The sequence below is a fragment of the Testudinibacter sp. P27/CKL/0425 genome (genome assembly GCF_052931395.1).
This window is the reverse complement of record NZ_CM128801.1, coordinates 389682-411340: the sequence shown is the minus strand read 5'-3', so window position 1 is coordinate 411340 and position 21659 is coordinate 389682. Positions and strand designations below refer to the sequence as shown.

Sequence of the window (21659 nt, the reverse complement as noted above, 5' to 3'; positions counted from 1 at the left end):
AGTAATAACACCCGGTTACTATTGCTTTAAATGACTTAATTGCTTTTTAATGAATAAAATATAAATACCAATCGGAGTGTAAATATTGTTGTGGTCTGGCGCTGAAACGAGTAATATTCGCTCGTTTGTAAACTAACGAAAGGAAATTATGGTATGAACAAATATTTTGCTGAGTTCTTCGGCACATTCTGGTTGGTATTCGGCGGTTGCGGAAGTGCGGTTTTGACTGCGGCTTATCCTGAACTGGGTATCGGCTTTGCCGGTGTGGCTTTGGCATTCGGCTTAACCGTTTTAACAATGGCTTATGCAGTCGGGCATATTTCCGGCGGTCATTTTAACCCGGCGGTTTCCGTAGGTTTATTGGTTGGTGGCCGTTTCAGCGCGAAAGAATTGCTGCCATACATCATTTCTCAAGTGTTGGGCGCGATTGCCGCCGCAGCGGTATTGTATTGCGTAGCCAGCGGGAAAGCCGGTTTTGACGCGGCAGCAAGCGGCTTTGCAAGCAACGGTTACGCCGAACACTCTCCAAACCAATACAGCCTGGCGGCAGCATTGGTGATTGAAGTGGTATTAACCGCGTTCTTTCTGATCATCATCATGGGCGCCACCGACGAGCGTGCACCGAAAGGCTTCGCACCGATCGCAATCGGTTTGGGCTTGACTCTGATTCATTTGATCAGCATTCCGGTTACCAATACCTCGGTTAACCCGGCGCGCAGTACCGGTGTGGCATTGTTCCAAGGCGGCTGGGCGGTTGAACAACTGTGGTTGTTCTGGGCGGCACCAATCGTCGGTGCGGCAATCGGCGGCGTCATCTACCGTTCATTGCTTTCAGGTCAAAAATAATCCCTGAATTATTCAGCAAAAGCCGCTTTCCAGCCAAGGAAAGCGGCTTTTTTCTGTGCTATAATCAGCGTACATTAAGCTCAATTTAATCGATAACTCAAAAACAGATGGCAAAATCCAATTATATTACCCGCCACGGCTGGAACAGCCTCGATCAAGAACTGAAATTTTTATGGCGCGAAGAGCGTCCGAAAGTGACCCAGGCAGTGTCGGAAGCGGCGGCACTCGGCGATCGCAGTGAAAACGCCGAATACATCTACGGCAAGCGTCGGTTGCGTGAAATTGATCGGCGGGTACGCTTTTTAAGCAAGCGTTTGGACGTGTTGCAAATCGTGGATTATCACCCGAAACAAGAGGGCAGAATTTTCTTTGGCGCTTGGGTGGAGCTGGAAGATCTGGACGGGCAAACCAAGCAGTATCGGATTGTCGGCTGTGATGAGTTTGATCCGCAAAAGCACTGGATTTCGATTGATTCGCCGGTTGCGCGCGCGCTGATCGGTAAAGCGGTGGACGATGAAATTAAAGTCAACACCCCGTCGGGCGAGGCGGTGTGGTATATCAATAAAATTTGGTATCAGCCGGAATAAGCGCCGCCAGCTCAAGTGCGGTTCAGCAGCTTGCGTAGAAAAATCGGCTGGTACAGGGTTTGGCGGCTTAAGCGCGCGCTGATGTTTTTCACCGCCACAAATGCCGTGGCGGTCATCAAGAACACAAACAGCGCCAGCAGCAGTTCATGTGACAAAAACAGCGAACCGATTAAGGTTGCAAGCAAAAGTGCGGTCAGCGGCACGATATACAGCAGCAGCGCCGACAGAATCATCGACTTTTCCTGCAAGCCGATTTCAATTAACTGTCCGGCTTCAAGCGGCTGATCGACCGGCAGCTCAAACAGTAGGCTGCCGTTATTCTGACTGCCGTTCAGCTCCGACAATGCCGCCGCACCGCAGCTGGCTTGCGCCGCACAGCCGCTACAGCCTTTTTTGGTTTCACACCGCACTTTGGCAATGCCGTCGCGATATTCCAGCACCAATGCCGTTTCAATCAACATCGCTTAGTTTGCCCCTTCGGCAAAGCTGACATCTTTCACAATCCGCTTGGCGGTGATCAATGGGATTTGCCCGATTAAGGTAATTTCGCGCTGGTTTGCGGTTTCGGTATAAATGGTATTGCCCGCCTGCTGCCAGTAATGTTCGCCAAGTTCATCCTCAATGTTATGATTGATATACAGGCTAAACGAAAACAGCCCGTCGCTATACATCGCACTTTCCAGCGAGCCGATTTCCGTTTCGTAACGTTCATGCTTCACCAACTGGAAACCCGGCGGCAACCAGGCAAGCTGCCAGCTCGGCGCGGGCGAATGTTCGCCTTGCACGTTGATTAACGGCGGCAGATTCAACTGTTCCAACAAGCCGACCAAACTTTGTGCGTTGCCGCTTTGCTGCAAATCGATCACCCGAAACTGTTCCAACAATTCGCCGTTGCGATCCAACAGATCGCTGCGCAACAGCAGCTTGCTTTGCTCGTCAAGCCACAGCACATATTGATAGCGGAAATCGTCTTTTGGCAGCAGCCGAATCACTTGCGCCAACCGGTCGGCAACCCGATTTTTACCGGCGTCGATAAAATCATAATAAGTTTGCAGATAGCGGTAATCCGCATGAGCGACGCTTGGAATATTGTCTAAAATATAGCTGCCGCGAATACTGAACGGCTGATAGCTGTTGCCGTAATAACTTATGATCCCGTCTCGTTGAATAATTTCCTGCTGTGCGCCGTCCAATGCGGAAAGCTGCGCGTAATGGCGCTGATTGGCAAACACGTGGCGGTATTGATAGCTGTTGACCTGGGAAGGCAGGATCTGAATAAACGAAATATCGTAATTGCTGCTGCGCCAGGCTTGAGACATCTGTTGCAAAGCATTCAGCAATTTGTTGTGCAACTCGGCACTCGGCTGTGTCGGGGCGGTTTGCTGCGGATTGACGGTTGGCGCAGCCGCTTCAGTCGACGGCGAATCCGCCAACACCGAAAACGGCAACAGCACGGTGAACAAAAACAGAGATTTTAATGACTTCATACACAATTAAACTCGTAGCGACCAAAACAAATTCACCACCGTAAGGTGGTGAAATTTTTAATACTTACAGCTTACGCGCCGTTACTCATGACTGGCGGCGGCATTCAACTGCTGATTATTGCTGCGACGCTGCAATTCATAGTTTTGCAGCATCATATTGATACGTTTACTTTGTTGCTCCATCTGCGCTTGGCTCGGCACATCTTGGCTCGGCGCATTGTAGCTCACTTGTTGGATATTGTCGGTAAACGGCAGAGTTTGCAGCACCGGATTTTCCGCCACCACAACGCCGTTGTCACTTTGCAGATAAGATTGCACGCCGAATACTGCCACTAAGCAAACGCTTGCCGCCACCGCCACTTGGCTCAACGGGTTCAGCCAGCTTCTCAGTTTTTGCATAAACGGCAATTGCTGCGCTGCGGCAGGTGTCGGCTGCTCAACGGCAAAGTGCGGTTCAGCCTCGATCAAATCTGCCATTTTGGCGGTAAAGTCGGTTCCCAGCAACACGGTTGTTTCTTGGCGGGCAACGGTGCGAACCAAATGGTAGCGATTCCATGCTTGCTGAAGTTCTTCATCTTGGCACAGGGTATCAAGCAGGTGATCGTTTTGATATTCCCCGTCCAGATAGGCTGAAAGTAACTCTTTTTGCATTTTAATCTACTCCGCTATTTTCTGTATCCAGTTGATCTGTAATCCAGTCACTTAAGGTTAAACGTTATTGACGAGTGGCGAAATCTTGCTGTCGATAATTTCCCGCGCCCTGAAAATTCGCGAACGTACCGTTCCGACCGGGCACTCCATAATCTCAGCAATCTCTTCGTAACTCAATCCCTCTAATTCCCTCAACGTAATTGAGGTTTTTAATTCTTCCGGTAGAGCGGCAATCGTCTCAAACACGACTTTTTTCAATTCCGCCGACAGCATTAAATTTTCCGGTGTATCCACATTTCTTAAATGATCACCCGCTTCATAGGTTTCCGCGTCTTCCGCCTGAATGTCTTCGCTCGGCGGTCGCCGCCCCTGCGCGGTGATGTAATTCTTTGCCGTGTTCACCGCAATGCGGTAAAGCCATGTGTAAAATGCGCTGTCGCCACGGAACAGTTCCAAAGAGCGGTAGGCTTTAATAAAAGTTTCCTGTACCACATCGGGAATGTCATTTGCCGAAATATATCGGGTCAACAAACCGGCAACTTTGTTCTGATGGCGCGCGACCAACAAATTAAATGCTTTTTTATCACCTTGCTGTGCTTTTTCTACCAGAGCCTGATCCGTTAGTTGTTCACTCATCAGAAGTGAATCTCCTTACCTCATAGTACGCTAACAATCCAATTGCAATGACAGCAGGGTCGGTATACTGAATTAGAGCGCGCACTTTTTCAAAAGTTCAATTTTTTATCAAAATTAGCTTAATTATTTCTTAAATTTGCCTGAATCAGCGCCACCATCTCGGCGAGCTGTGGTGTCGGCGCAGGTTGTTGATTCATCAGCCAGCGGAACAGTTCGGGATCGGTGTAGTCCAACAGCTCGATAAAGGTGGCTTTTTGCTGTTCGGACAGCGTGTCAAAACACTGTTGGTAAAACGGCATAATCATAAAATCCAGTTCCAACATCCCGCGCCGACACGCCCAGGCAATTTTTAATTTATTGTATTGATTCACTTTCCACTCCTCTATCTTCTCGAAAACCACGAACGGAATAGCGCAAATCATAGCATATCTCTGAATTGCAGGCATAAAAAAACCCGATAACAATCGGGCTTTTTTAACAGTAACAAAAATTATTTAATTTTTGCTTCTTTGTAAACAACGTGCTTGCGAACAACAGGATCGTATTTTTTGATCTCCATTTTCTCAGGCATATTACGTTTGTTTTTGGTTGTGGTGTAGAAATGACCTGTTTCAGCAGTAGAAACCAGTTTGATTTTCTCACGCGCGCCTTTGCTTGCCATAATTCAGATCCTTAGAATTTTTCACCTTTGGCACGCAAATCAGCTAACACTGAATCGATGCCTTTTTTATCGATAATACGCATACCTTTCGCAGAAACGCGCAAGGTTACGAAACGTTTTTCACTTTCAACCCAGAAACGGTGAGAGTGCAGGTTTGGTAAGAAACGACGTTTGGTCGCATTCATTGCGTGCGAACGGTTGTTACCAACTGCCGGACGCTTGCCTGTGACTTGACAGACTCTAGACATTGTTAATTCTCCAATAAAACTTAATTAAGCTCGAGCTTCGTGGTTCGGATCCCGCCTTGCGGTAACCTCGTCAGGTATGTAACCCGACCCACGCCAATATTAAAGGTGGGGGATTATACCATTTTTTCATCACGACTCAAGTACAAAAACAGATTAAATCAAATTTTCCCGTTCGGCAGGATCGTTTTCAGGATCGTCGATCCGCTATCAGTTATAACCAGCCCAGTTCACGAAAAGAGCGGTAGCAGCCTTCGCCGATCACAAAATGATCCAGCACCCGCACTTCGATCAGCTCACAAGCGCGTTGGATCTTATCGGTGATGTCGCGATCGGCAGCGCTCGGTTCGGCAACGCCCGACGGGTGATTATGCGCCAAAATCACCGCGGCGGCATTATATTCGAGTGCGGTTTTGACAATTTCACGCGGGTGCACATAGGCGCTGTTGATGCTGCCGAAAAACATCTCTTCTTTTTTAATTAAACGGTGTTGATTGTCGAGAAACAGCACCATAAAGATTTCGCGCCGATGCGCTTCCAGTTCGGTTTGCAAGTATAACCGCACTTTCTCGGTATCGTGAAATTGAACTTCCCGCTGCAATTGCTGCTGTAAATAGCGCTTGGTCATCTCTTTGCTCGCCTGTAATTGAATGAACTGAGTGACGCCCAGCCCCTTCATGCCGCAAAATGTCTGCTGATCAGCATTCAATAACTGGCGCAGCGAACCGAAATGCCACAACACCCGCTGCGCCAGCTCCATCACCGGACAGCCTTTAATGCCGGTGCGTAAAAAAATCGCGATCAGCTCTTGATCGCTCAGTGCTTCACTGCCCAGCCGCAATAACTTTTCGCGTGGCATCAAATTGTCGGTTGTCATAGTCGTTTCCCGTTTGAAATCAGAAGGGTAATATCAGCGAACGTCGATCAAAATGACATCGCAACACACTATTTTTGCGATCCGTAATCCAAATTTACGTTTTATGCCATTTTTTCAACAATCTGATAGCCGAACAATTAGCCGAAGGGGAAAAATTACAGTAAAATGCACAACATTATTGAGAACCAACAGCGGAAAACCACATGAGCAACTTGAGCGGAAAACGGATTGTCATCGGAATTAGCGGCGGCATTGCCGCCTATAAAAGCATTGAATTGATCCGCCTGCTACGCAAAGCAGACGCGCAAGTGAGGGTAGTGCTGACCGAAGCGGCAACACACTTTGTGACACCGTTGACGCTGCAAGCGATTTCCGGCAATCCGGTTGCCGAATCACTGCTCGATCCGCAAGCCGAATTGGCAATGGGGCATATTGAACTGGCAAAGTGGGCGGATTTGATCGTGATCGCACCGACCACCGCTGATCTTGCCGCGCGCTTAGCGATCGGCATGGCAAACGATCTGTTAACCACTATCTGTTTGGCAACCGAAGCCCCGATTTTGCTGGCACCGGCGATGAATCAGCAAATGTACCGCCAGCCGGTGGTGCAACAAAACTTCGCGAGCTTGCAGCAACGCGGCGTGCGGTTAATCGGTCCAAACTCCGGCGAGCAGGCGTGTGGTGATGTCGGCGCAGGGCGGATGTCCGAACCGGCGGAAATTTTTGCCGCCATCGAAACCGCACTTGAGACTAAAGTGCGGTCTGACAAGCCGTATCAAGGCATTAAAGTCGCAATTACCGCCGGTCCGACGCGCGAAGCGATCGATCCGGTGCGCTTTATCAGCAATCACAGCTCAGGCAAAATGGGCTTTGCACTGGCGCGCGCCTTCGCCGAATTGGGGGCGGAAGTCAGTTTGATTGCCGGTCCGGTGAATCTGCCGATACCTGTCGGCGTGCAACGTTATGATGTGGAATCAGCGCAACAGATGCACGATCTCAGCTTATCGTTAGCCACTTCCCAGCAGATTATGATCGGCTGTGCCGCAGTTGCCGACTACCGGATGGAAACCGTCGCCGCACAAAAAATTAAAAAAACCGACGACAGCGACAGTATACTGCTGAAACTGGTGAAAAACCCCGATATTATTGCAGCGGTTGCCGCGCTATCCGCCAACCGCCCTTTTGTGGTAGGATTCGCAGCGGAGACCCAAGATGTGCAGCATTATGCGCTGAGTAAACTACAGCGTAAAAATTTAGACATGATCTGCGCCAACGATGTGGCACAGCAGGGGCAAGGCTTTAACAGCGAGCAAAATGCCCTGACGGTATTTTGGCAAACACCGCACGGCGTGCAGCAGCAAGCGCTGGCGTTGAACGATAAATATCAGCTCAGCCTGCAGTTGGCGCAGCTGATTATGCAATGCTACCACCGGCAAGCAAACCGAGAAACCAATCCGTAATAACCGAAACACACTAACCCGATGACATTGGATTAACCGTATAATGAAAAAAATTGACCTCAAAATTCTTGATCAACGCCTTGGCAACGAATTTCCACTGCCAACCTACGCAACCCCCGGTTCTGCCGGTTTGGATCTGCGTGCGTTACTACAACAACCGTTGGTGCTACAACCGGGCGAAACTCAACTGATTCCGACCGGGCTGTCGATTCATGTGGCGGATCCGAATTTGGCGGCGGTGATTCTGCCGCGTTCCGGCTTGGGACATAAAAACGGCATCGTGCTCGGCAACTTAGTCGGCTTGATCGATTCCGACTATCAAGGTCCGTTAATGGTTTCATTGTGGAATCGTGGCAGCGAGCCGTTTACGGTTGAAGTCGGCGATCGCATTGCCCAGCTGGTGTTCGTGCCGGTGGTGCAAGCGGAATTTAATCTGGTGACTGAATTTGAACAAAGTGAGCGCGGCGAAGGCGGCTTCGGGCATTCGGGAAAACATTGATCCGCCATGAGTATGACAGCCCCAACAACCGCTAATAGCGAGAAACGTTCGGTTAAAGAACGCCGTAAGCAAGTACTTACGGTATTGTCGCACCTGCTACATTCGGAAAAAGGCATGGAACGGATCACCACCGCCCGTCTGGCGGCGGAGGTCGGCGTGTCGGAAGCGGCGCTTTACCGTTACTATCCAAGCAAAACCAAAATGTTTGAAGCGCTGATTGATCTGATTGAAGACAACCTGCTGCATCGGATTAAACAGTCGATCAAAAGCGACACCGATACCGTGGCGCGCATTCACAACATTATGCAGATGATTCTGGATTTTGCGCGTAAAAATCCGGGCATGACCCGTGTGTTAAGCGGCCATGCGCTGATGTTTGAAGATCCAAGCCTGAAAGTGCGGGTGGTGAAATTTTTCGACAGCCTCGAACTGCAATTTAACAACATTTTGCAAATGCAGCGCTTACGCAGCGGCAAGCCGTTTGCTATTGATGAAAAAATCATTGCCGCACATTTAGTCACCTTTTGTGAGGGGCAATTTTTGCGTTATGTGCGCACCAATTTCCGCCGCAACAGTCAGGCGGAATTTGAACAACAATGGCCGCTATTTGCGTCCTTACTAAAATAACGTTACTATGTTGATTCCTTGGCAAGACATACAGGCGCAGACCCTTGAGAATATCCTGGAAACGGTGATCTTACGTGAAGGCACCGATTACGGTGCCACCGAGCTGACGCTGGAACAGAAAAAACAGCGCTTGAGGCGACAATTAGAAGCGGGACACGTGGTACTGGTGTGGTCGGAATTGCATCAGTCAATTGATATAAAAGACAAAAAATTATTTTTAACCGGCAAATAAGCCGAGGAAATAACGGGCCATAGTTAAAAGAGGTATCTATGCAAGAGCAAACAGCTGCAAAACCAACATCGACGGATCCAACGCTGGAATGGTTTCTTTCCCATTGTCATATTCATAAATATCCGACGAAAAGCACGCTGATTCACGCCGGTGAAAAAGCGGAAACCCTGTATTATCTGATCAAAGGCACCGTCGCGGTTTCAATTAAAGACGAAGAAGGCAAAGAGATGATTTTGTCCTACCTCAACCAAGGTGACTTTGTCGGTGAAATCGGTCTGTTTGAACCGGATAGCGAACGCACCGCTTGGGTTCGAGCAAAAACCACTTGCGAAGTGGCGGAAATCTCATATAAAAAATTCCGCCAACTGATCCAAATTAATCCGGAAGTGTTGATGTATCTGTCCGAACAGCTTGCTCGCCGCCTGCAACATACCTCAAAACAGGTCAGCAATTTAGCGTTCCTAGACGTCACCGGACGCATTGCGCAAACCTTATTAAATCTGGCAAAAATGCCGGAAGCGATGACTCACCCGGACGGAATGCAGATCAAAATCACCCGTCAAGAGATCGGGCAAATCGTCGGCTGTTCGCGCGAAACCGTCGGTAGAATTTTAAAAATGCTGGAAGATGAAAATCTGATTTCAGCGCACGGCAAGACCATTGTCGTCTACGGCACGCGCTGATTTTCCCACCTTATAATGCCCCGTTTCGGGGCATTTTTATTGCTAAGAATAATTTTCATTTGTAAAAAGCAAGCCGCTTGTTTATGATAAGATTTATTTAAAATCTACCTTATCCTTGAGGCTTGCTACTGATGAAAAAAGACGAAGTCGGACACAACTTTCTCGCCCGCTTGGGCAAAACCCGTTTGCGCCCGGGCGGACGACGCGCCACGGAATGGCTGATTCAACACGGCAATTTTAGTGCCGACACTCAAGTGCTGGAAGTCGCCTGCAATATGGCAACCACCGCCGTCGGGCTTGCCAAACAGTTCGGCTGCCGGATTGAAGGGATTGATTTGGACGAACAGGCGTTAAACAAAGCCAATGCCAATATTCAAAAACACGGCTTACAAGACAAAATCCACGTTCAGCGCGCCAACGCCACTAAGTTGCCGTTTGCCGACCGCACTTTTGACGTGGTGATCAATGAAGCGATGCTAACCATGCTGCCGTTGGAGGCAAAACGCAAAGCGATCAGCGAATATTTCCGCGTGCTGAAACCCGGTGGGGTGTTGCTCACCCATGATGTGATGTTGACCCGTGATGAAGATCCGGAAATCTTGCAGCAACTGCGCGATGCAATCAACATTAGTGTTACCCCGCTCAGTGAACAGCGCTGGCTGGCGCTATTTCAGCAATGCGGCTTTGCGCGCTGCGAGTCGATTCACGACCGTATGACCTTGCTTTCGCCCAAAGGCATGATATATGACGAAGGGCTTCTCGGCGCACTGAAAATTGTGCGCAACGCCATCAAACCGCGCAACTTCCCGACCTTTAAAAAGATGTTCCGCACCTTTAACGATCCGCAGCAGCGGCTGAATTTTATTGCGGTCTGTAGCCATAAAGCCGCCGACTGAGTTTCAAACCGCACTTGGCATTCAAGTGCGGTTCGCTTCACAGCTCATACGCCTGAATCAAATTTTCCAGCGGAAAACCGAACTGTTTGTGTAGCTTGCGGATCATAGTGAGCGTTAATTTGCGCTTTTTATTCAGCACCTCATACACCCGATTCAGCTGCCCGATTGCCGGCACCAAATCTTTCGCCGTCAGCCCCTGCTGCTCCATTCTAAATTTAATCGCCTCAATCGGATCCGGCGGCTCAATCGGATAATGCTTGGCTTCATAGGCTTCGATGAGCAAAATCATAATCTCTAAAAAATCGCCCTCCTCAGATCCCATTTCAGGCTGATTATCAAACATCGGCGAAACAATCGCCAACGCCTCTTGATAATCCTGCTCTGTTTTAATCGGCTTAATATACATCTGCTGCTCCCTCACTTCGTTGTATAGGTGTTTTTACAGATACTAGTCCCAATTTAGGACAAAAACAAGGCGCGTGTTACGTCGCCATTTCAACAAAGCATACGAAAACCGCACTTTAACGCGATAAAGTGCGGTAAAACATGGATTTTAGATCACAAAAAAACGTTATTTTGCCAACGGTTCAACTGCCAGCACCTCCGCCACTTTCGGTTCGATAAAGCGGAAACGGACATTAAATTGCCAAATGCTCATGCCGTAGATCCGTTCGCCGCTTTGCTGTTGTTGATAAGCCGGGCGCGGATCTTGCTGGATAAGCTGTTGAATAAAGCGTTGTAGGTTCGGGTAGGTTGCCGTTTGTTGCGCAATGGCTTGCAGTGCCTGCGGCTGAAACCGCACTTCAAGTGCGGTTTGTGGCTTGCTCTGTGCAAAACCGCTGACCGCGTCCGGCTGGCTGTCGGCATAACCGAGATAGGGTTTAATATCAAAAATCGGCGTGCGATTCACCAGATCGATGCTGCCGACCTGCAACCGCACTTTGCCGCCGCTACAGTCAATTCTGTTCAGCGCCACTTTCGATAGACCCAACGGATTCGGGCGGTGAGTGGCGCGCGAAGCGAAGACGCCGACCCGTTGATTGCCGCCTAAACGCGGCGGGCGCACGGTGGGCTGCCACTTATTTTCGGCAATCCGATCAAACTGGAAAATCAGCCAAATATGGCTGAACGCCTCCAAACCGCGCACCGCATCGGGCTGATTATATGGCGGCAACAGTTCAATCACCCCACTGCCGTCCAGCACCAAATCGGGCTGACGCGGCACGGAAAATTTTTCGTTATACGGGGTGTGCGCCAGCGCAATCGGTTGTAACTGTAACGGACGGAAAGAAAATTCAGATGACATTTTTTCAGATTCTCGATAAAAAGCCGCAAAATACCTTGTCAAATCAAAACAAGTACACTATTTTCGCCTATAATAGCACTCAAATTGGCTTAAGTGCGGTCTGTCACCGCACTTTTATTTTTATTGACGGATATGGAAAAAACAGCATTTAACATGTGGCTGGAAACGGCTCGCCCGAAAACCTTACCGCTGGCACTGGCTTCAATTGTCACCGGCTCGGCATTGGCGGCATTTGCCGGCACCTTCAGTTGGGCAATTTCTCTGCTCTCGATTCTGACCGCACTTTTGTTGCAAGTGGTGTCGAACTTCGCCAATGATTACGGCGATCACCTCAAAGGTTCCGACACCAGTGAACGCATCGGTCCGCTGCGTGGCATTCAGCACGGGGTGATCACGCCGAAACAGCTGCGTAACGGTTTGATTATGGCGATTGTCGCCAGTTTAGCCTCCGGCTTGGCGTTAATTTTGGTCGCCACCGAAAGCTGGCAAGATCTTCTGGCTTTTCTAGTGCTGGGCGTGTTGGCGGTGATTGCCTCGATCACCTATACCGTCGGACGCAAGCCTTATGGTTATATCGGCTTGGGCGATATTTCGGTGTTGATTTTCTTCGGCTGGCTCGGCGTCGGCGGCACCTATTATCTACAAGCGCACAATATCCATTTTCCGGTGTTAATGGTCGCCACCGCCTGCGGCTTGCTTGCTACGGCAGTATTAAATATCAATAACTTACGCGACATCGAACAAGATCGCAAAGCCGGCAAGAATACCTTGGCTGTGCGCTTAGGCGACAAGCCCGCCAAAATTTACCACTGCCTGCTGATCGGCGGCGCGATTTTACTGTATCTCGCCTTTATTCTGCTGTATTTCCTTCATTGGGCGGGATTGCTGGTTGTATTAACATTTCCATTGTTGTTGAAACACGCTTGGGCGGTGTTGCACGCCGACGATCCGAAGCAGCTGCGCCCGATGTTGGCGCAAATGGCGATGTTGGCGCTGCTGACCAATTTACTGTTCAGCGTCGGTTTGCTGTCGGCGGGCGGGTTTAATTGGTAATTTGGCATTTTCCTGTTTATACTAGAGCCAGTTGACCTTTGTTTATATTTTGAGCTTAAGGATACCACCATGCGTATTGATACTTCCGAGTTGTGCGATATTTATCAGGATCAAATTGATGTTGTCGAGCCGATTTTTTCCAGTTTTGGCGGCCGCAGTGCATTCAGCGGCAAAATCACCACCGTGAAGTGCTTTGAAAGCAACGGGCTGATTGAAGAAGTGCTGGAAGAAGACGGCTTGGGGCGCGTGCTGTTAATCGACGGGGGCGGCTCGTTACGTCGTGCACTGATTGACTCCGATCTGGCGCAGCTTGCCGCCGATAACGACTGGGAAGGCATTATCGTTTACGGCGCGGTGCGCCAGCTGGATATTCTGGAAAATCTGGACATCGGCATTCATGCGTTGGCGCCGATTCCGGTATCCGCCGACGACAAAACTATCGGCGAAACCGACGTGCCGGTAAATTTCGGTGGCGTGTCGTTCCTGCCGGAAGATTATGTGTATGCCGATCTGACCGGAATTATCCTGTCGCCGGAGCCGTTGGAACTGAACGGCGCGAATGCCGACGACGATTTTGAAGATTAATCCGCCACAGCCGCTATTCATAAACCTCTGCACGGCGTGCAGAGGTTTTTTATGCCGCTCATTCGGCACATCACACCGTTTTTCACTGATTTAGTTGCTCAACTTCACATTTTTGACAATTATTTATTTCATTTAGTTAATAAAATCGCAACCGTCTGTTATATTGATAGCATGAGATTGTATAGCGCATTGAGGAACTCGTATGACAGACCATAACTTAAAGAAACTGAAACCGGAACCCTTACAAAGTGGGATTGAAGATCGCGAACTAAGACGCGGCGGCATCATCTTTCTGCTGGATATTATCCTGTTTTTCCTGTTACTTAATTTCCTGCCATTTGGCGTGAAAGAGAATAAAGGCTTGGCACTGCTGGTCTTTATCGGCATTTTATGGCTGACCGAAGCGGTGCACGTCACCATCACCGCACTTTTAGTGCCGATTATTGCGATTGCACTGGGATTAGTTACCACCAGCGCAGCCTTGGCGACCTTTGCCAACCCGACGATTTTCCTATTCTTCGGAGGCTTTGCGTTAGCGACCGCGTTACATATTCAGGGTTTGGATAAAATCATTGCCAATAAAATCATGAATTTGGCGAAGGGCAAATTGTTTCTTGCGGTGCTATACCTGTTCAGCACCACCGCGTTCTTGTCGATGTGGATGAGTAACACCGCCACCGCCGCGATGATGTTGCCGCTGGCAATGGGGATTTTGAGCAAAATGGACAAAAACTCCGATCATAATACTTATGTCTTTGTGTTATTGGGGATTGCCTACAGTGCCAGTATCGGCGGCATGGGAACCATTGTCGGCAGTCCGCCGAACGCGATTGTGGCTTCACAGCTGAAAATCACCTTTGCTCAATGGATGTCATACGGCTTACCAATCATGATTCTGATGATGCCGCTAATGATCGGCGCACTGTATATGACCTTCAAACCAAAATTAGATACTAAATTTGAAAAAACCTTCGAAGAGCAAAGCCTGCACAGAAAGCAATATATTGCACTGGCAATCTTTGTAGTCATCGCGCTGTGTTGGGTCTTTAGCGGGCAAATCAACCCGCTACTTTCCTCACTGTTCGGACTGGAAAAGAATATAGCAAGTTTCGACAGTATCGTGGCACTGATTGCGGCGGTGGCGATCTGTATCAGTCGTGTTGCCGCTTGGGAAGACATTCAGAAAAATACCGACTGGGGCGTATTGATGCTGTTCGGCGGCGGCTTGACCTTAAGTGCGGTGTTGCGTGATTCCGGTGCCAGCAAAGTCTTGTCCGATATGGTGGTGTCTGCGATTGAAGGCGGACATTTCTATGTTATCGGTTTAGTGGTCGCGGCATTCATCATTTTCCTGACCGAATTCACCTCAAACACCGCCAGTGCGGCGTTGTTAGTGCCGATCTTCATCTCGATTGCCGAAACCTTGGGAATGCCGCCGTTAGGCTTGTCATTGATTATCGGCCTGGGAGCATCTTGCGCCTTTATGTTGCCGGTTGCCACCCCGCCGAATGCGATTGTATTCGGCACCGGGCAGATCAAACAAAGCGAAATGGTGCGTGCCGGTATCCGTTTGAATATCATCTCGGTATTCTTAATCGGCACCGTTGCTTATCTACTGTGGTTCTAAACGTACTTGAAAAAATACCGGCTATTTATGCCGGTATTTTTTTGTCGGTTTATAACGGATTCAAGGCGTTAATCAGCCGAATCTCACGATATTCAGCCAGCGTTGCCAGCGGAATATCGCGCGGCACAATCCGCTGTTCCGCCAGCAGTTTCGCCCGTTGTGTGCCTGCCAGCAAGGGGCGGCGCGGGGTGTACCAAATGCCATTTTGCAATAACACCAAATTGCCGATGGTGCAATCGGTCAGCAAGCCCTGTTGCACGATAATGATTTCATCACAATCGCCGCGTTGTGCATACAGTTGATCGAGCAAAGTGCGCTCACTGAATTTCAGTGAGTAATCCAAATCATCGGCGATAATCGGTTTAAATCGGCGAATCTGGCGGCGTTGATAAGGGAAAAACCGCACTTGCTGTGTGGTCGCGCAGTAATCCACACGACAGCGCACCAAGCCTTGTTGAAATTCGCTTGGCACGCGGATCGTGCTGAAATCCAGCCGTTGAAGCGGCTGATTGGGATAATACGCCGCCAATGCCTGCTGGTAGCGCTGCTGATGATACGCCAGATTTTGCAGCACGCCCTGTTCAACGGCAATAGTCTCAAACAGTGGATACATCGGCTGCCTCCTCGCGCACAATCGGAATATAGACTTTTTGCAGCAATTCTTGATATTCATCGGCAAGCTGGCTTTGGCTGGTGATGCCGCCGCCGCTGCGGAACACAAAACCGTTGGCAGTTTGTTCCAGATAACGAATCAAGACCGCACTTTGCAGGTTTTCGCCGTCAAACACGCCGAAAATGCCGGTGTAATAACCGCGTTTGCCCTGTTCGGCTTGCTGAATAATCTCTACTGTTTTCTCTTTCGGCGCACCGCTGATTGAGCCCGCAGGCAGCAGTTTCGCCAGCAGATCGCCCACGCCGTCTTGCCAGTTTTCAGCCAGCGTGCCGCAGATTTCCGAACTGGTTTGCAAAATCATGCTGCGCTCGGTTTGCAGCCGCTCGACATAGCGAAAACGGCGCACCTCAATTCGCTCGGCAACCAGCGCCAAATCGTTGCGGATCAAATCCACAATAGTGTTGTGTTCCCATTGCTCTTTTTCTGAGGCAAGCAACTGCTGCTCGGCATTCGGTAAGGCGGCATCAATTGTGCCTTTCATCGGGTAGGAATAGATCTGATTGCCTTGCGTGCTGACAAACGATTCCGGCGAAAAACAGACAAAGTGCGGTTCCCACAGCAGTTTGAAGCGGGCGCGGCTGAATTGGAAAATCTGGCGCAAATCGTAATTGCACGCCAACGGTGTCGGATAGGTTAGATTCAACAAATAGGTGTTGCCCAATTGCAGCTGCTGTTGCACCTGCTCAAAGCCGCGTTGATAACGCGCCAGGCTGATCGGCGTTGGCGTGATCTGCAGCGCTTCTTGGGGTGCAGGCAGTTGCCAATCGCGGTTGGTTTGGTTGCCGATCTGAAAGTAGATGCCGTGTTGTTTGGCTTGCTCGAGCGGCAATAAGATCGGCTGTTGCTGCTCAAAATCGATCACAAACAGAAACGGTTTTCTTTGCCGCCCAAAGGCATTGGCTTGTTGAATAAAGGCGTTCATCATACGCCGTATCCTGCCTTTTTACTTGCATCGGCAAGCAGCGGGTGGGTCATACCGCACTTTAACAGCAGCTGCGCGGTTTCATAAATCGGCAAGCCCATAATCCCGCTGAAACTGCCGCTGATATGACGGATAAACAGACTGCCGAAGCCTTGAATCGCAAACGCGCCCGCTTTATCCATCGGTTCGCCGGTGGCGATATACGCCTGAATATGTTGCTCGCTTAACTCACCAAAGGTGACTTCATTGGTTTGCAATACGCTATGGGTTTGCCCTGCAAAATAGACGCATACCGCGGTTAAGACCTGATGCGTGGTGCCGGACAGCAAACGCAGAATCTCGGCGGCGTGTTCGGTGGATTCCGGCTTGCCTAGAATTTGATGTGCCAACGCCACCGTGGTGTCGGCGGTCAGCAGCGGAAACTCAGGCTCTCGCCCGAGCAATTCATGCGCACGCGCATTTTTTTGCTGCGCCATGCGCATCACATACGTTTCTGCCGCCTCATTGTCAAACGGGGTTTCGTCAATTTCGGCGTCTAACCGAATTAAATCCAAGCCCAGTTCCTGCAAAAGTTGCCAACGGCGCGGACTGCCCGACGCCAAGTAAAGAGAGTTATTCATGCCGTTTCGCCTGCTGTTTTTCGCTAAGTGCGGTATTTTGCTTTATAATCGCTCGAAATAAAAGAGGAAGTTAGCCCATGAATGAATTAACCCCGCAATTGTCGCCGCAACACTGGCTACTGATCTGCGCGGCACTGACCGCACTTTGCCTGTTTTTGTTTTTTATCGCCGCCCGTCGCAAACGCGACAGCCAAGAATTACAGCAAGATTTAAACAAAACCATTGCCGATTTCAATCAATTATTAAGCAAATACGAAGCCGTGCAGCAGCAGCGGGAAAGCCTGCAACAAGCGCATATTCAAGCCAAAACCCGCGCCGAGGGCTTGGAAGAGCGGTTGGGCGAGCGCGATGAGAAGCTGCGCTATTTGCAAAAAGAGCTGGACGAGGAACAGCTGCGTAACGAAGTGGTGCAGCGCAATATCACCGAGTTAAAAGAGCGGTTCGGCAGCGCCTCGGCGCAAGCCAACAGCCTGCAACAGCAGTTACAGCACAGCCAAAGTGCGGTCGAACAGCGCGAACAGCAGCTGCAGCACAGCCGCGCACAACTGACCGAGCTGATTCAGGAGCTCACCGAGCTGAAAACCACCTTAAGCGAAAAAGAGAAGAATTTTGCCGAACAGCAGCAGAACTTCGCGCAAAGTAAGCAACAGCTGACGGCGGAATTTCAAAATCTGGCGAACCGCATTTTAGAAGAGAAAAGCCAAGCCTTCCGCCAAACCAATCAACTTTCGCTCGATAACCTGTTAAAGCCGTTCCGCGAACAGATCGAAGGCTTTCAAAAACGGGTGAACGAAGTGCATTCCGAAGCGATTAAGGGCAACACTGCGCTGGAAAGTGAAATTAAAAAAGTGCTGGAGATCGGCTTGTCGATGTCGCAAGAGGCGAACAACCTCACTTCCGCGCTGAAAGGCAGCAAAAAAACCGCCGGTAACTGGGGCGAAATGCAGCTTGAACGCAGTTTGCAGCTAGCGGGCTTGATTGCGGGCGACCACTACAGCACGCAGGAATCTTACCAAGACGGCGACGGCAAACGCAGACAGCCGGATTTTGTGGTGAAACTGCCGGACAACAAGCATTTGATCATCGACAGCAAAGTGTTGCTGAACGACTATGAAAGTGCGGTCAGCAGCGAGGATGACGCCCGGCAGCAACACTATTTAAGCGAACACGTCAAAGCCTTGCGCAACCATATCAGCGATCTGTCGAACAAAGATTACAGCAACTTAATCGGCATGCGCAGCCCGAATTTTGTGCTGATGTTTATTCCGATCGAACCGGCATATATCGAGGCGATGAAGCTCGATCGCGCGCTGTTTAACGACGGTTACAATAAAAATGTGATTTTGGTATCGCACACCACATTAATGCCGATTCTGCGCACTGTGGCAAATTTGTGGCGGATTGAACGCGGCAACAGCGAAGCGCGCGAAATAAGCGAACGCGCCGGTGAATTGTACAATCAAGTCAGCCTGCTGGCGGAAAGGCTACAAAAGCTGGGTGGCTCATTGACGGCTGCCAACAATCACTATAACAACACCGTCACCGCCTTGGTCGGCAATCAGGGGCTATACGGTAAAGTGGAGCGCTTTAAAACCCTGTCGGCGAAAGTCACCAAAACCCTGCCCGAAGTCGAACCGCTACAAAGCAACATTGAAACCGATCGGCTGGTGGTGTTAAGCGACGAAAACCCGCCGGAAAACCGCACTTAATGGAAAAATATAAGGAAAAATAGAAAGTAAGCCACCGTATCGGTGGCTTATCGGAAGTGCGGTTACAATGAGGCAGATTTCGCAGTAAACGAGAGATTTACGCCTAATGCGCCGACAATTTTATTCACGGTTTCAAAACGTGGCTTCGTTTCACCGGAAAGTGTTTTGTACAGGCTTTCGCGGGCAAGCCCGGTGTCTTTTGAAAGCTGGGTCATGCCTCTGGCGCGAGCCACATTTTTTAATGCCAGAAGAAATTCCTCTTCCGAGCCATTTTCCAGCGCGTCGGTGAGATAAATAGCGATCGTTTCTTCGTCATTTAAATATTCTGCCGGATCAAATTCAGTAAATTTCATTAGTGTTCACCTTGTTTATATTCAGCCCACAGCTGTTTTGCGAGATCAATGTCATGCTGCTGTGAGGTTTTATCACCACCGCAAATCAGCAAATAGGTGATCTCACCTTCTCTTGCATAATAAATGCGATACCCTTTTCCGGTATCAATTCGCATTTCATAAATCCCACCGCCTAAAAATTTGTGATCGCCAAAATTACCAAGTTTTATGCGATCAAGACGACGAGTGATTAATGCGACTGCCATTTTATCTTTGAGTTTTGCGAACCATTTATTAAATATTTCGCTGCGTAAAATCACATTCATCAGATTTCCCTTTTCATTTAATGTAATCTATGAGATACAAACAAGCAAGTGATATTTTAAGCAAAGTGCGGTCAAACCGCACTTTGTGATTAAACGCTCGGTACGCCGGAATGGAATTTAAATTCTGGGTCGGGGCTGGAAATCAGCTCGGCTTCCAGTTGTGCGAAATGGGCGATGCGTGCGCTGATGTCTTGTCCGGCGATTTGTTCTGCCAGGGTGAGGTAGTCTTCATAATGGCGGGCTTCGGAGCGCAGCAAGGAGATATAAAATTTTTCAAGCTGTGCGTCCAAATACGGCGCCAATTTGGCGAAACGTTCACAGGAGCGGGCTTCGATAAACGCGCCGATGATCAGTTTATCCACCAAGGTATGCGGCTCGTGATTAATCACTTCACGCATTAGGCCTTTGGCGTAACGCCCTGCGGTGATGTTTTCCAATTCAATTCCGCGCTGTTCGATAATTTCCAGCACCTGATAAAAATGGTGCAATTCCTCTTTAATCAGCAGCACCATTTTGTCGATAATCTCTTGGGCATAAGGCTGATCGCTGCGCGGTTCGATTTTACGGTAGGCGAAATCCTCATAAGGCTTCATCCATTGCAGCAGGTTGTGATTGCCGGCGGTGTCGGCGGCATATTTGCGCAGCAGTAACATCGCCGATTGTGCCGCTTTTAGTTCGCACATCATGTGATCTTGCAGGATGATGCTAAGATTTTCCGGCTGTTTGGCGTGCTCAATCCAGGCATCAGGGGTTTCGCATTTTAAAAATTGGTGAATCGGAGCAAGGAGTTGTTGATACATAGACTTTTATTCGATTGGGTTAATTAAACGGAAAAGTGCGGTCAAACCGCACTTTTTAGCGTAAGTATTTTGATTAATGGGTTTTTAATAAATTCCAATATTTTTCATAAAGATCAATCGCGTCGCCGACGTCCGCCTGCAGCACACCATTAGCGATTTCACTTGCCGGCGGGAACAATGTCGGGTTGTTGGCGTCCGCTTCGTTCAGCAGTGCTTTCACCCCGTTGTTCGGCATGGAAAAGCCCATGCTTTCGATCACCACTTTGGCGCTTTCCGGGCGCAGCATAAAGTCGATAAATTGGTGTGCAGCATCACTATTTTTCGCCCCTTTCGGAATAGCGTAGTTATCCATCCAGAAAATCGCGCCCTCTTTTGGATAAACAAAGCGAATCTGGTCGTTCTCATGTTCGGCGCGGAATGCCGAGCCGTTCCAAATCATGCCGATCTCCACTTCGCCTTGCAAATACGGCACTTCCGGCGAATCGGAATTAAACGCCACCACATTCGGCATTAAACTTTTTAGCGATTCATACGCCTGTTTAATCTCATTTTCATCGGTGGTATTTGGTGAATAACCTAGCAATAACAGCGCAAAATGGAACACTTCGCGTGAATCGGCGGTCAGCAACACTTTGCCTTTGTATTCCGGCTTCCATAAATCCTGCCAGCTGCTGACCGCACTTGGATCGATTTCCTCCGCATTCAGCCCGATGCCGGTCAGCCCGTAAACATACGGTAATGAATAGACGTTATTCGGATCAAAGGGTTTATCTAATAACTCGCTGCTGATATTGCCCAGATTGCTGAGTTTGCTTTTATCCAACGGCTGCAACATATTTTCCTGCGCCATTTTGCCGATGTAGTAACTGGACGGAAATACCAAATCATAGCCGCTGTCTTTGCTCAGCTTCATTTTGGAATACATTTCTTCGTTACTTTCAAAGGTTGAATAGATCACCTCAATCCCGGTCTCTTTAGTAAATTCAGCCAAAAGTTTAGACGGAATGTACTCGGTCCAGTTATACACATACAATTTCTGCGCCAATGCGGATACGCTGAACAGGCTTAACGTCGCCAACAACAGCGATTTCCGCAGACCACGGGCAAATGATTTTTTCACTTTTCAATCCTCCAACGCCCTTATTCTCAGGCGATAATACAAGTGCGGTTAAAAGATACACATCTCAGACCCGGCAAGTATAACAAGTTAATGCCGGCTTTTCTAACGCTGTTTCACGCAATTGTCAGCAGTTGCATTCTCTTAAAATACATAAATTTACATGATAAAGTGGCGTAAACAACATCAATCACCAATTAAT

The 21659-nt window shown here is 49.1% G+C and carries 30 protein-coding genes; 13 read left to right on the top strand and 17 right to left on the bottom strand.

Annotation, left to right across the window (positions count from 1 at the left end; all coding sequences use genetic code 11):
* Nucleotides 1-153 precede the first annotated feature (153 nt).
* Both aqpZ and greB read left to right on the top strand, forming a co-directional pair.
* Nucleotides 154-846 (top strand): aquaporin Z, encoded by a 693-nt coding sequence (gene aqpZ / locus ACUHGC_RS02095; protein ID WP_446834038.1) that lies wholly within the window; start codon nucleotides 154-156, stop codon nucleotides 844-846.
* A 107-nt stretch (nucleotides 847-953) separates the two neighbouring features.
* A complete protein-coding gene (gene greB, locus ACUHGC_RS02090; RefSeq protein ID WP_446834037.1) occupies nucleotides 954-1433 on the top strand; it encodes a transcription elongation factor GreB in 480 nt (159 codons plus the stop codon).
* 11 nt (nucleotides 1434-1444) lie between these two features.
* Here greB and ACUHGC_RS02085 read toward each other — a convergent pair whose 3' ends face one another.
* The 8 genes from ACUHGC_RS02085 to radC form a co-directional block, all read right to left on the bottom strand.
* Nucleotides 1445-1894 (bottom strand): SoxR reducing system RseC family protein, encoded by a 450-nt coding sequence (locus ACUHGC_RS02085; RefSeq protein ID WP_446834036.1) that lies wholly within the window; start codon nucleotides 1892-1894, stop codon nucleotides 1445-1447.
* Between the two features lie 3 nt (nucleotides 1895-1897).
* Nucleotides 1898-2920 (bottom strand): MucB/RseB C-terminal domain-containing protein, encoded by a 1023-nt coding sequence (locus ACUHGC_RS02080; protein WP_446834035.1) that lies wholly within the window; start codon nucleotides 2918-2920, stop codon nucleotides 1898-1900.
* Between the two features lie 81 nt (nucleotides 2921-3001).
* Complete coding sequence (locus tag ACUHGC_RS02075; protein ID WP_446834034.1) at nucleotides 3002-3571, bottom strand: RseA family anti-sigma factor; 570 nt, start codon at nucleotides 3569-3571, stop codon at nucleotides 3002-3004.
* A 57-nt stretch (nucleotides 3572-3628) separates the two neighbouring features.
* Nucleotides 3629-4207 carry an RNA polymerase sigma factor RpoE gene (gene rpoE, locus ACUHGC_RS02070; protein ID WP_446834033.1) on the bottom strand — a complete coding sequence of 193 codons (579 nt, stop codon included), beginning with the start codon at nucleotides 4205-4207 and terminating at the stop codon, nucleotides 3629-3631.
* A gap of 119 nt (nucleotides 4208-4326) precedes the next feature.
* Nucleotides 4327-4578 carry an FAD assembly factor SdhE gene (locus ACUHGC_RS02065; RefSeq protein WP_446834032.1) on the bottom strand — a complete coding sequence of 84 codons (252 nt, stop codon included), beginning with the start codon at nucleotides 4576-4578 and terminating at the stop codon, nucleotides 4327-4329.
* A gap of 119 nt (nucleotides 4579-4697) precedes the next feature.
* Complete coding sequence (gene rpmG / locus ACUHGC_RS02060) at nucleotides 4698-4868, bottom strand: 50S ribosomal protein L33 (protein WP_446834031.1); 171 nt, start codon at nucleotides 4866-4868, stop codon at nucleotides 4698-4700.
* Between the two features lie 11 nt (nucleotides 4869-4879).
* On the bottom strand, nucleotides 4880-5116 hold the full coding sequence (rpmB, locus tag ACUHGC_RS02055; RefSeq protein WP_034615498.1) for a 50S ribosomal protein L28: 237 nt from the start codon (nucleotides 5114-5116) through the stop codon (nucleotides 4880-4882).
* 211 nt (nucleotides 5117-5327) lie between these two features.
* Nucleotides 5328-5990, bottom strand: a complete 663-nt coding sequence (gene radC, locus ACUHGC_RS02050) for a RadC family protein (RefSeq protein ID WP_446834030.1) — start codon at nucleotides 5988-5990, stop codon at nucleotides 5328-5330.
* A 203-nt stretch (nucleotides 5991-6193) separates the two neighbouring features.
* On the opposite strand from radC, the gene coaBC reads away from it, so the two are divergent.
* From coaBC to ACUHGC_RS02020, 6 genes are all read left to right on the top strand, one after another.
* Nucleotides 6194-7450: a bifunctional phosphopantothenoylcysteine decarboxylase/phosphopantothenate--cysteine ligase CoaBC gene (coaBC, locus tag ACUHGC_RS02045; RefSeq protein WP_446834029.1), complete on the top strand. Its 1257-nt coding sequence runs from the start codon at nucleotides 6194-6196 to the stop codon at nucleotides 7448-7450.
* 43 nt (nucleotides 7451-7493) lie between these two features.
* On the top strand, nucleotides 7494-7949 hold the full coding sequence (gene dut, locus ACUHGC_RS02040) for a dUTP diphosphatase (RefSeq protein ID WP_446834028.1): 456 nt from the start codon (nucleotides 7494-7496) through the stop codon (nucleotides 7947-7949).
* Between the two features lie 12 nt (nucleotides 7950-7961).
* Nucleotides 7962-8576, top strand: a complete 615-nt coding sequence (gene slmA, locus ACUHGC_RS02035) for a nucleoid occlusion factor SlmA (RefSeq protein ID WP_446834818.1) — start codon at nucleotides 7962-7964, stop codon at nucleotides 8574-8576.
* Nucleotides 8577-8583: 7 nt separating this feature from the next.
* The gene (locus ACUHGC_RS02030; RefSeq protein ID WP_446834027.1) at nucleotides 8584-8808 is read left to right on the top strand and encodes a YheU family protein; all 225 of its coding nucleotides are present in this window, start codon (nucleotides 8584-8586) and stop codon (nucleotides 8806-8808) included.
* A gap of 38 nt (nucleotides 8809-8846) precedes the next feature.
* A complete protein-coding gene (gene crp, locus ACUHGC_RS02025) occupies nucleotides 8847-9491 on the top strand; it encodes a cAMP-activated global transcriptional regulator CRP (RefSeq protein ID WP_446834026.1) in 645 nt (214 codons plus the stop codon).
* 131 nt (nucleotides 9492-9622) lie between these two features.
* Nucleotides 9623-10387: a class I SAM-dependent methyltransferase gene (locus tag ACUHGC_RS02020; RefSeq protein ID WP_446834025.1), complete on the top strand. Its 765-nt coding sequence runs from the start codon at nucleotides 9623-9625 to the stop codon at nucleotides 10385-10387.
* A gap of 37 nt (nucleotides 10388-10424) precedes the next feature.
* On the opposite strand, the gene ACUHGC_RS02015 is transcribed toward ACUHGC_RS02020, so the two are convergent.
* Together ACUHGC_RS02015 and tsaA are read right to left on the bottom strand one after the other, a co-directional pair.
* Complete coding sequence (locus tag ACUHGC_RS02015; protein ID WP_446834024.1) at nucleotides 10425-10793, bottom strand: helix-turn-helix domain-containing protein; 369 nt, start codon at nucleotides 10791-10793, stop codon at nucleotides 10425-10427.
* 165 nt (nucleotides 10794-10958) lie between these two features.
* The gene (gene tsaA, locus ACUHGC_RS02010) at nucleotides 10959-11693 is read right to left on the bottom strand and encodes a tRNA (N6-threonylcarbamoyladenosine(37)-N6)-methyltransferase TrmO (RefSeq protein WP_446834023.1); all 735 of its coding nucleotides are present in this window, start codon (nucleotides 11691-11693) and stop codon (nucleotides 10959-10961) included.
* Here tsaA and ACUHGC_RS02005 point away from each other — a divergent pair.
* The 4 genes from ACUHGC_RS02005 to ACUHGC_RS01990 all read left to right on the top strand — a co-directional run bounded on the left by ACUHGC_RS02005 (nucleotide 11687) and on the right by ACUHGC_RS01990 (nucleotide 14958).
* Entirely contained in the window at nucleotides 11687-11845 is a 159-nt protein-coding gene (locus ACUHGC_RS02005; RefSeq protein WP_446834916.1) for a hypothetical protein, read from the top strand. The two genes, tsaA and ACUHGC_RS02005, sit on opposite strands and share 7 nt — an antisense overlap.
* Nucleotides 11826-12746: a 1,4-dihydroxy-2-naphthoate polyprenyltransferase gene (locus tag ACUHGC_RS02000; RefSeq protein WP_446834022.1), complete on the top strand. Its 921-nt coding sequence runs from the start codon at nucleotides 11826-11828 to the stop codon at nucleotides 12744-12746. Before ACUHGC_RS02005 ends, ACUHGC_RS02000 begins: the two co-directional genes overlap by 20 nt.
* A 69-nt stretch (nucleotides 12747-12815) precedes the next feature.
* Nucleotides 12816-13331 (top strand): ribonuclease E activity regulator RraA, encoded by a 516-nt coding sequence (gene rraA, locus ACUHGC_RS01995; RefSeq protein ID WP_446834021.1) that lies wholly within the window; start codon nucleotides 12816-12818, stop codon nucleotides 13329-13331.
* 202 nt (nucleotides 13332-13533) lie between these two features.
* Nucleotides 13534-14958 carry a DASS family sodium-coupled anion symporter gene (locus ACUHGC_RS01990; RefSeq protein ID WP_446834020.1) on the top strand — a complete coding sequence of 475 codons (1425 nt, stop codon included), beginning with the start codon at nucleotides 13534-13536 and terminating at the stop codon, nucleotides 14956-14958.
* 49 nt (nucleotides 14959-15007) lie between these two features.
* Here the strand turns inward: ACUHGC_RS01990 and ACUHGC_RS01985 are convergent, their stop codons facing one another.
* Genes ACUHGC_RS01985 through ACUHGC_RS01975 form a run of 3 tightly spaced genes read right to left on the bottom strand, consistent with a single transcriptional unit; the run spans nucleotide 15008 to nucleotide 17173 of the window.
* Nucleotides 15008-15571: an aminotransferase class IV family protein gene (locus ACUHGC_RS01985; RefSeq protein WP_446834019.1), complete on the bottom strand. Its 564-nt coding sequence runs from the start codon at nucleotides 15569-15571 to the stop codon at nucleotides 15008-15010.
* Nucleotides 15555-16556, bottom strand: coding sequence for an aminodeoxychorismate synthase component I (locus tag ACUHGC_RS01980; protein WP_446834018.1), 1002 nt, complete (start codon nucleotides 16554-16556; stop codon nucleotides 15555-15557). Before ACUHGC_RS01980 ends, ACUHGC_RS01985 begins: the two co-directional genes overlap by 17 nt.
* A complete protein-coding gene (locus tag ACUHGC_RS01975; protein ID WP_446834017.1) occupies nucleotides 16553-17173 on the bottom strand; it encodes a Maf family protein in 621 nt (206 codons plus the stop codon). Before ACUHGC_RS01975 ends, ACUHGC_RS01980 begins: the two co-directional genes overlap by 4 nt.
* A gap of 77 nt (nucleotides 17174-17250) precedes the next feature.
* Between ACUHGC_RS01975 and rmuC the strand changes: the two genes are divergently transcribed.
* Nucleotides 17251-18882, top strand: coding sequence for a DNA recombination protein RmuC (gene rmuC, locus ACUHGC_RS01970; RefSeq protein ID WP_446834016.1), 1632 nt, complete (start codon nucleotides 17251-17253; stop codon nucleotides 18880-18882).
* A gap of 62 nt (nucleotides 18883-18944) precedes the next feature.
* Here rmuC and ACUHGC_RS01965 read toward each other — a convergent pair whose 3' ends face one another.
* The 4 genes from ACUHGC_RS01965 to ACUHGC_RS01950 all read right to left on the bottom strand — a co-directional run bounded on the left by ACUHGC_RS01965 (nucleotide 18945) and on the right by ACUHGC_RS01950 (nucleotide 21460).
* On the bottom strand, nucleotides 18945-19235 hold the full coding sequence (locus tag ACUHGC_RS01965; RefSeq protein ID WP_446834015.1) for an addiction module antidote protein: 291 nt from the start codon (nucleotides 19233-19235) through the stop codon (nucleotides 18945-18947).
* Complete coding sequence (locus ACUHGC_RS01960; protein WP_446834014.1) at nucleotides 19235-19540, bottom strand: type II toxin-antitoxin system RelE/ParE family toxin; 306 nt, start codon at nucleotides 19538-19540, stop codon at nucleotides 19235-19237. Before ACUHGC_RS01960 ends, ACUHGC_RS01965 begins: the two co-directional genes overlap by 1 nt.
* A gap of 89 nt (nucleotides 19541-19629) precedes the next feature.
* A complete protein-coding gene (gene miaE / locus ACUHGC_RS01955; RefSeq protein ID WP_446834013.1) occupies nucleotides 19630-20340 on the bottom strand; it encodes a tRNA isopentenyl-2-thiomethyl-A-37 hydroxylase MiaE in 711 nt (236 codons plus the stop codon).
* Between the two features lie 73 nt (nucleotides 20341-20413).
* The gene (locus ACUHGC_RS01950; protein ID WP_446834012.1) at nucleotides 20414-21460 is read right to left on the bottom strand and encodes an extracellular solute-binding protein; all 1047 of its coding nucleotides are present in this window, start codon (nucleotides 21458-21460) and stop codon (nucleotides 20414-20416) included.
* Nucleotides 21461-21659: the final 199 nt, after the last annotated feature.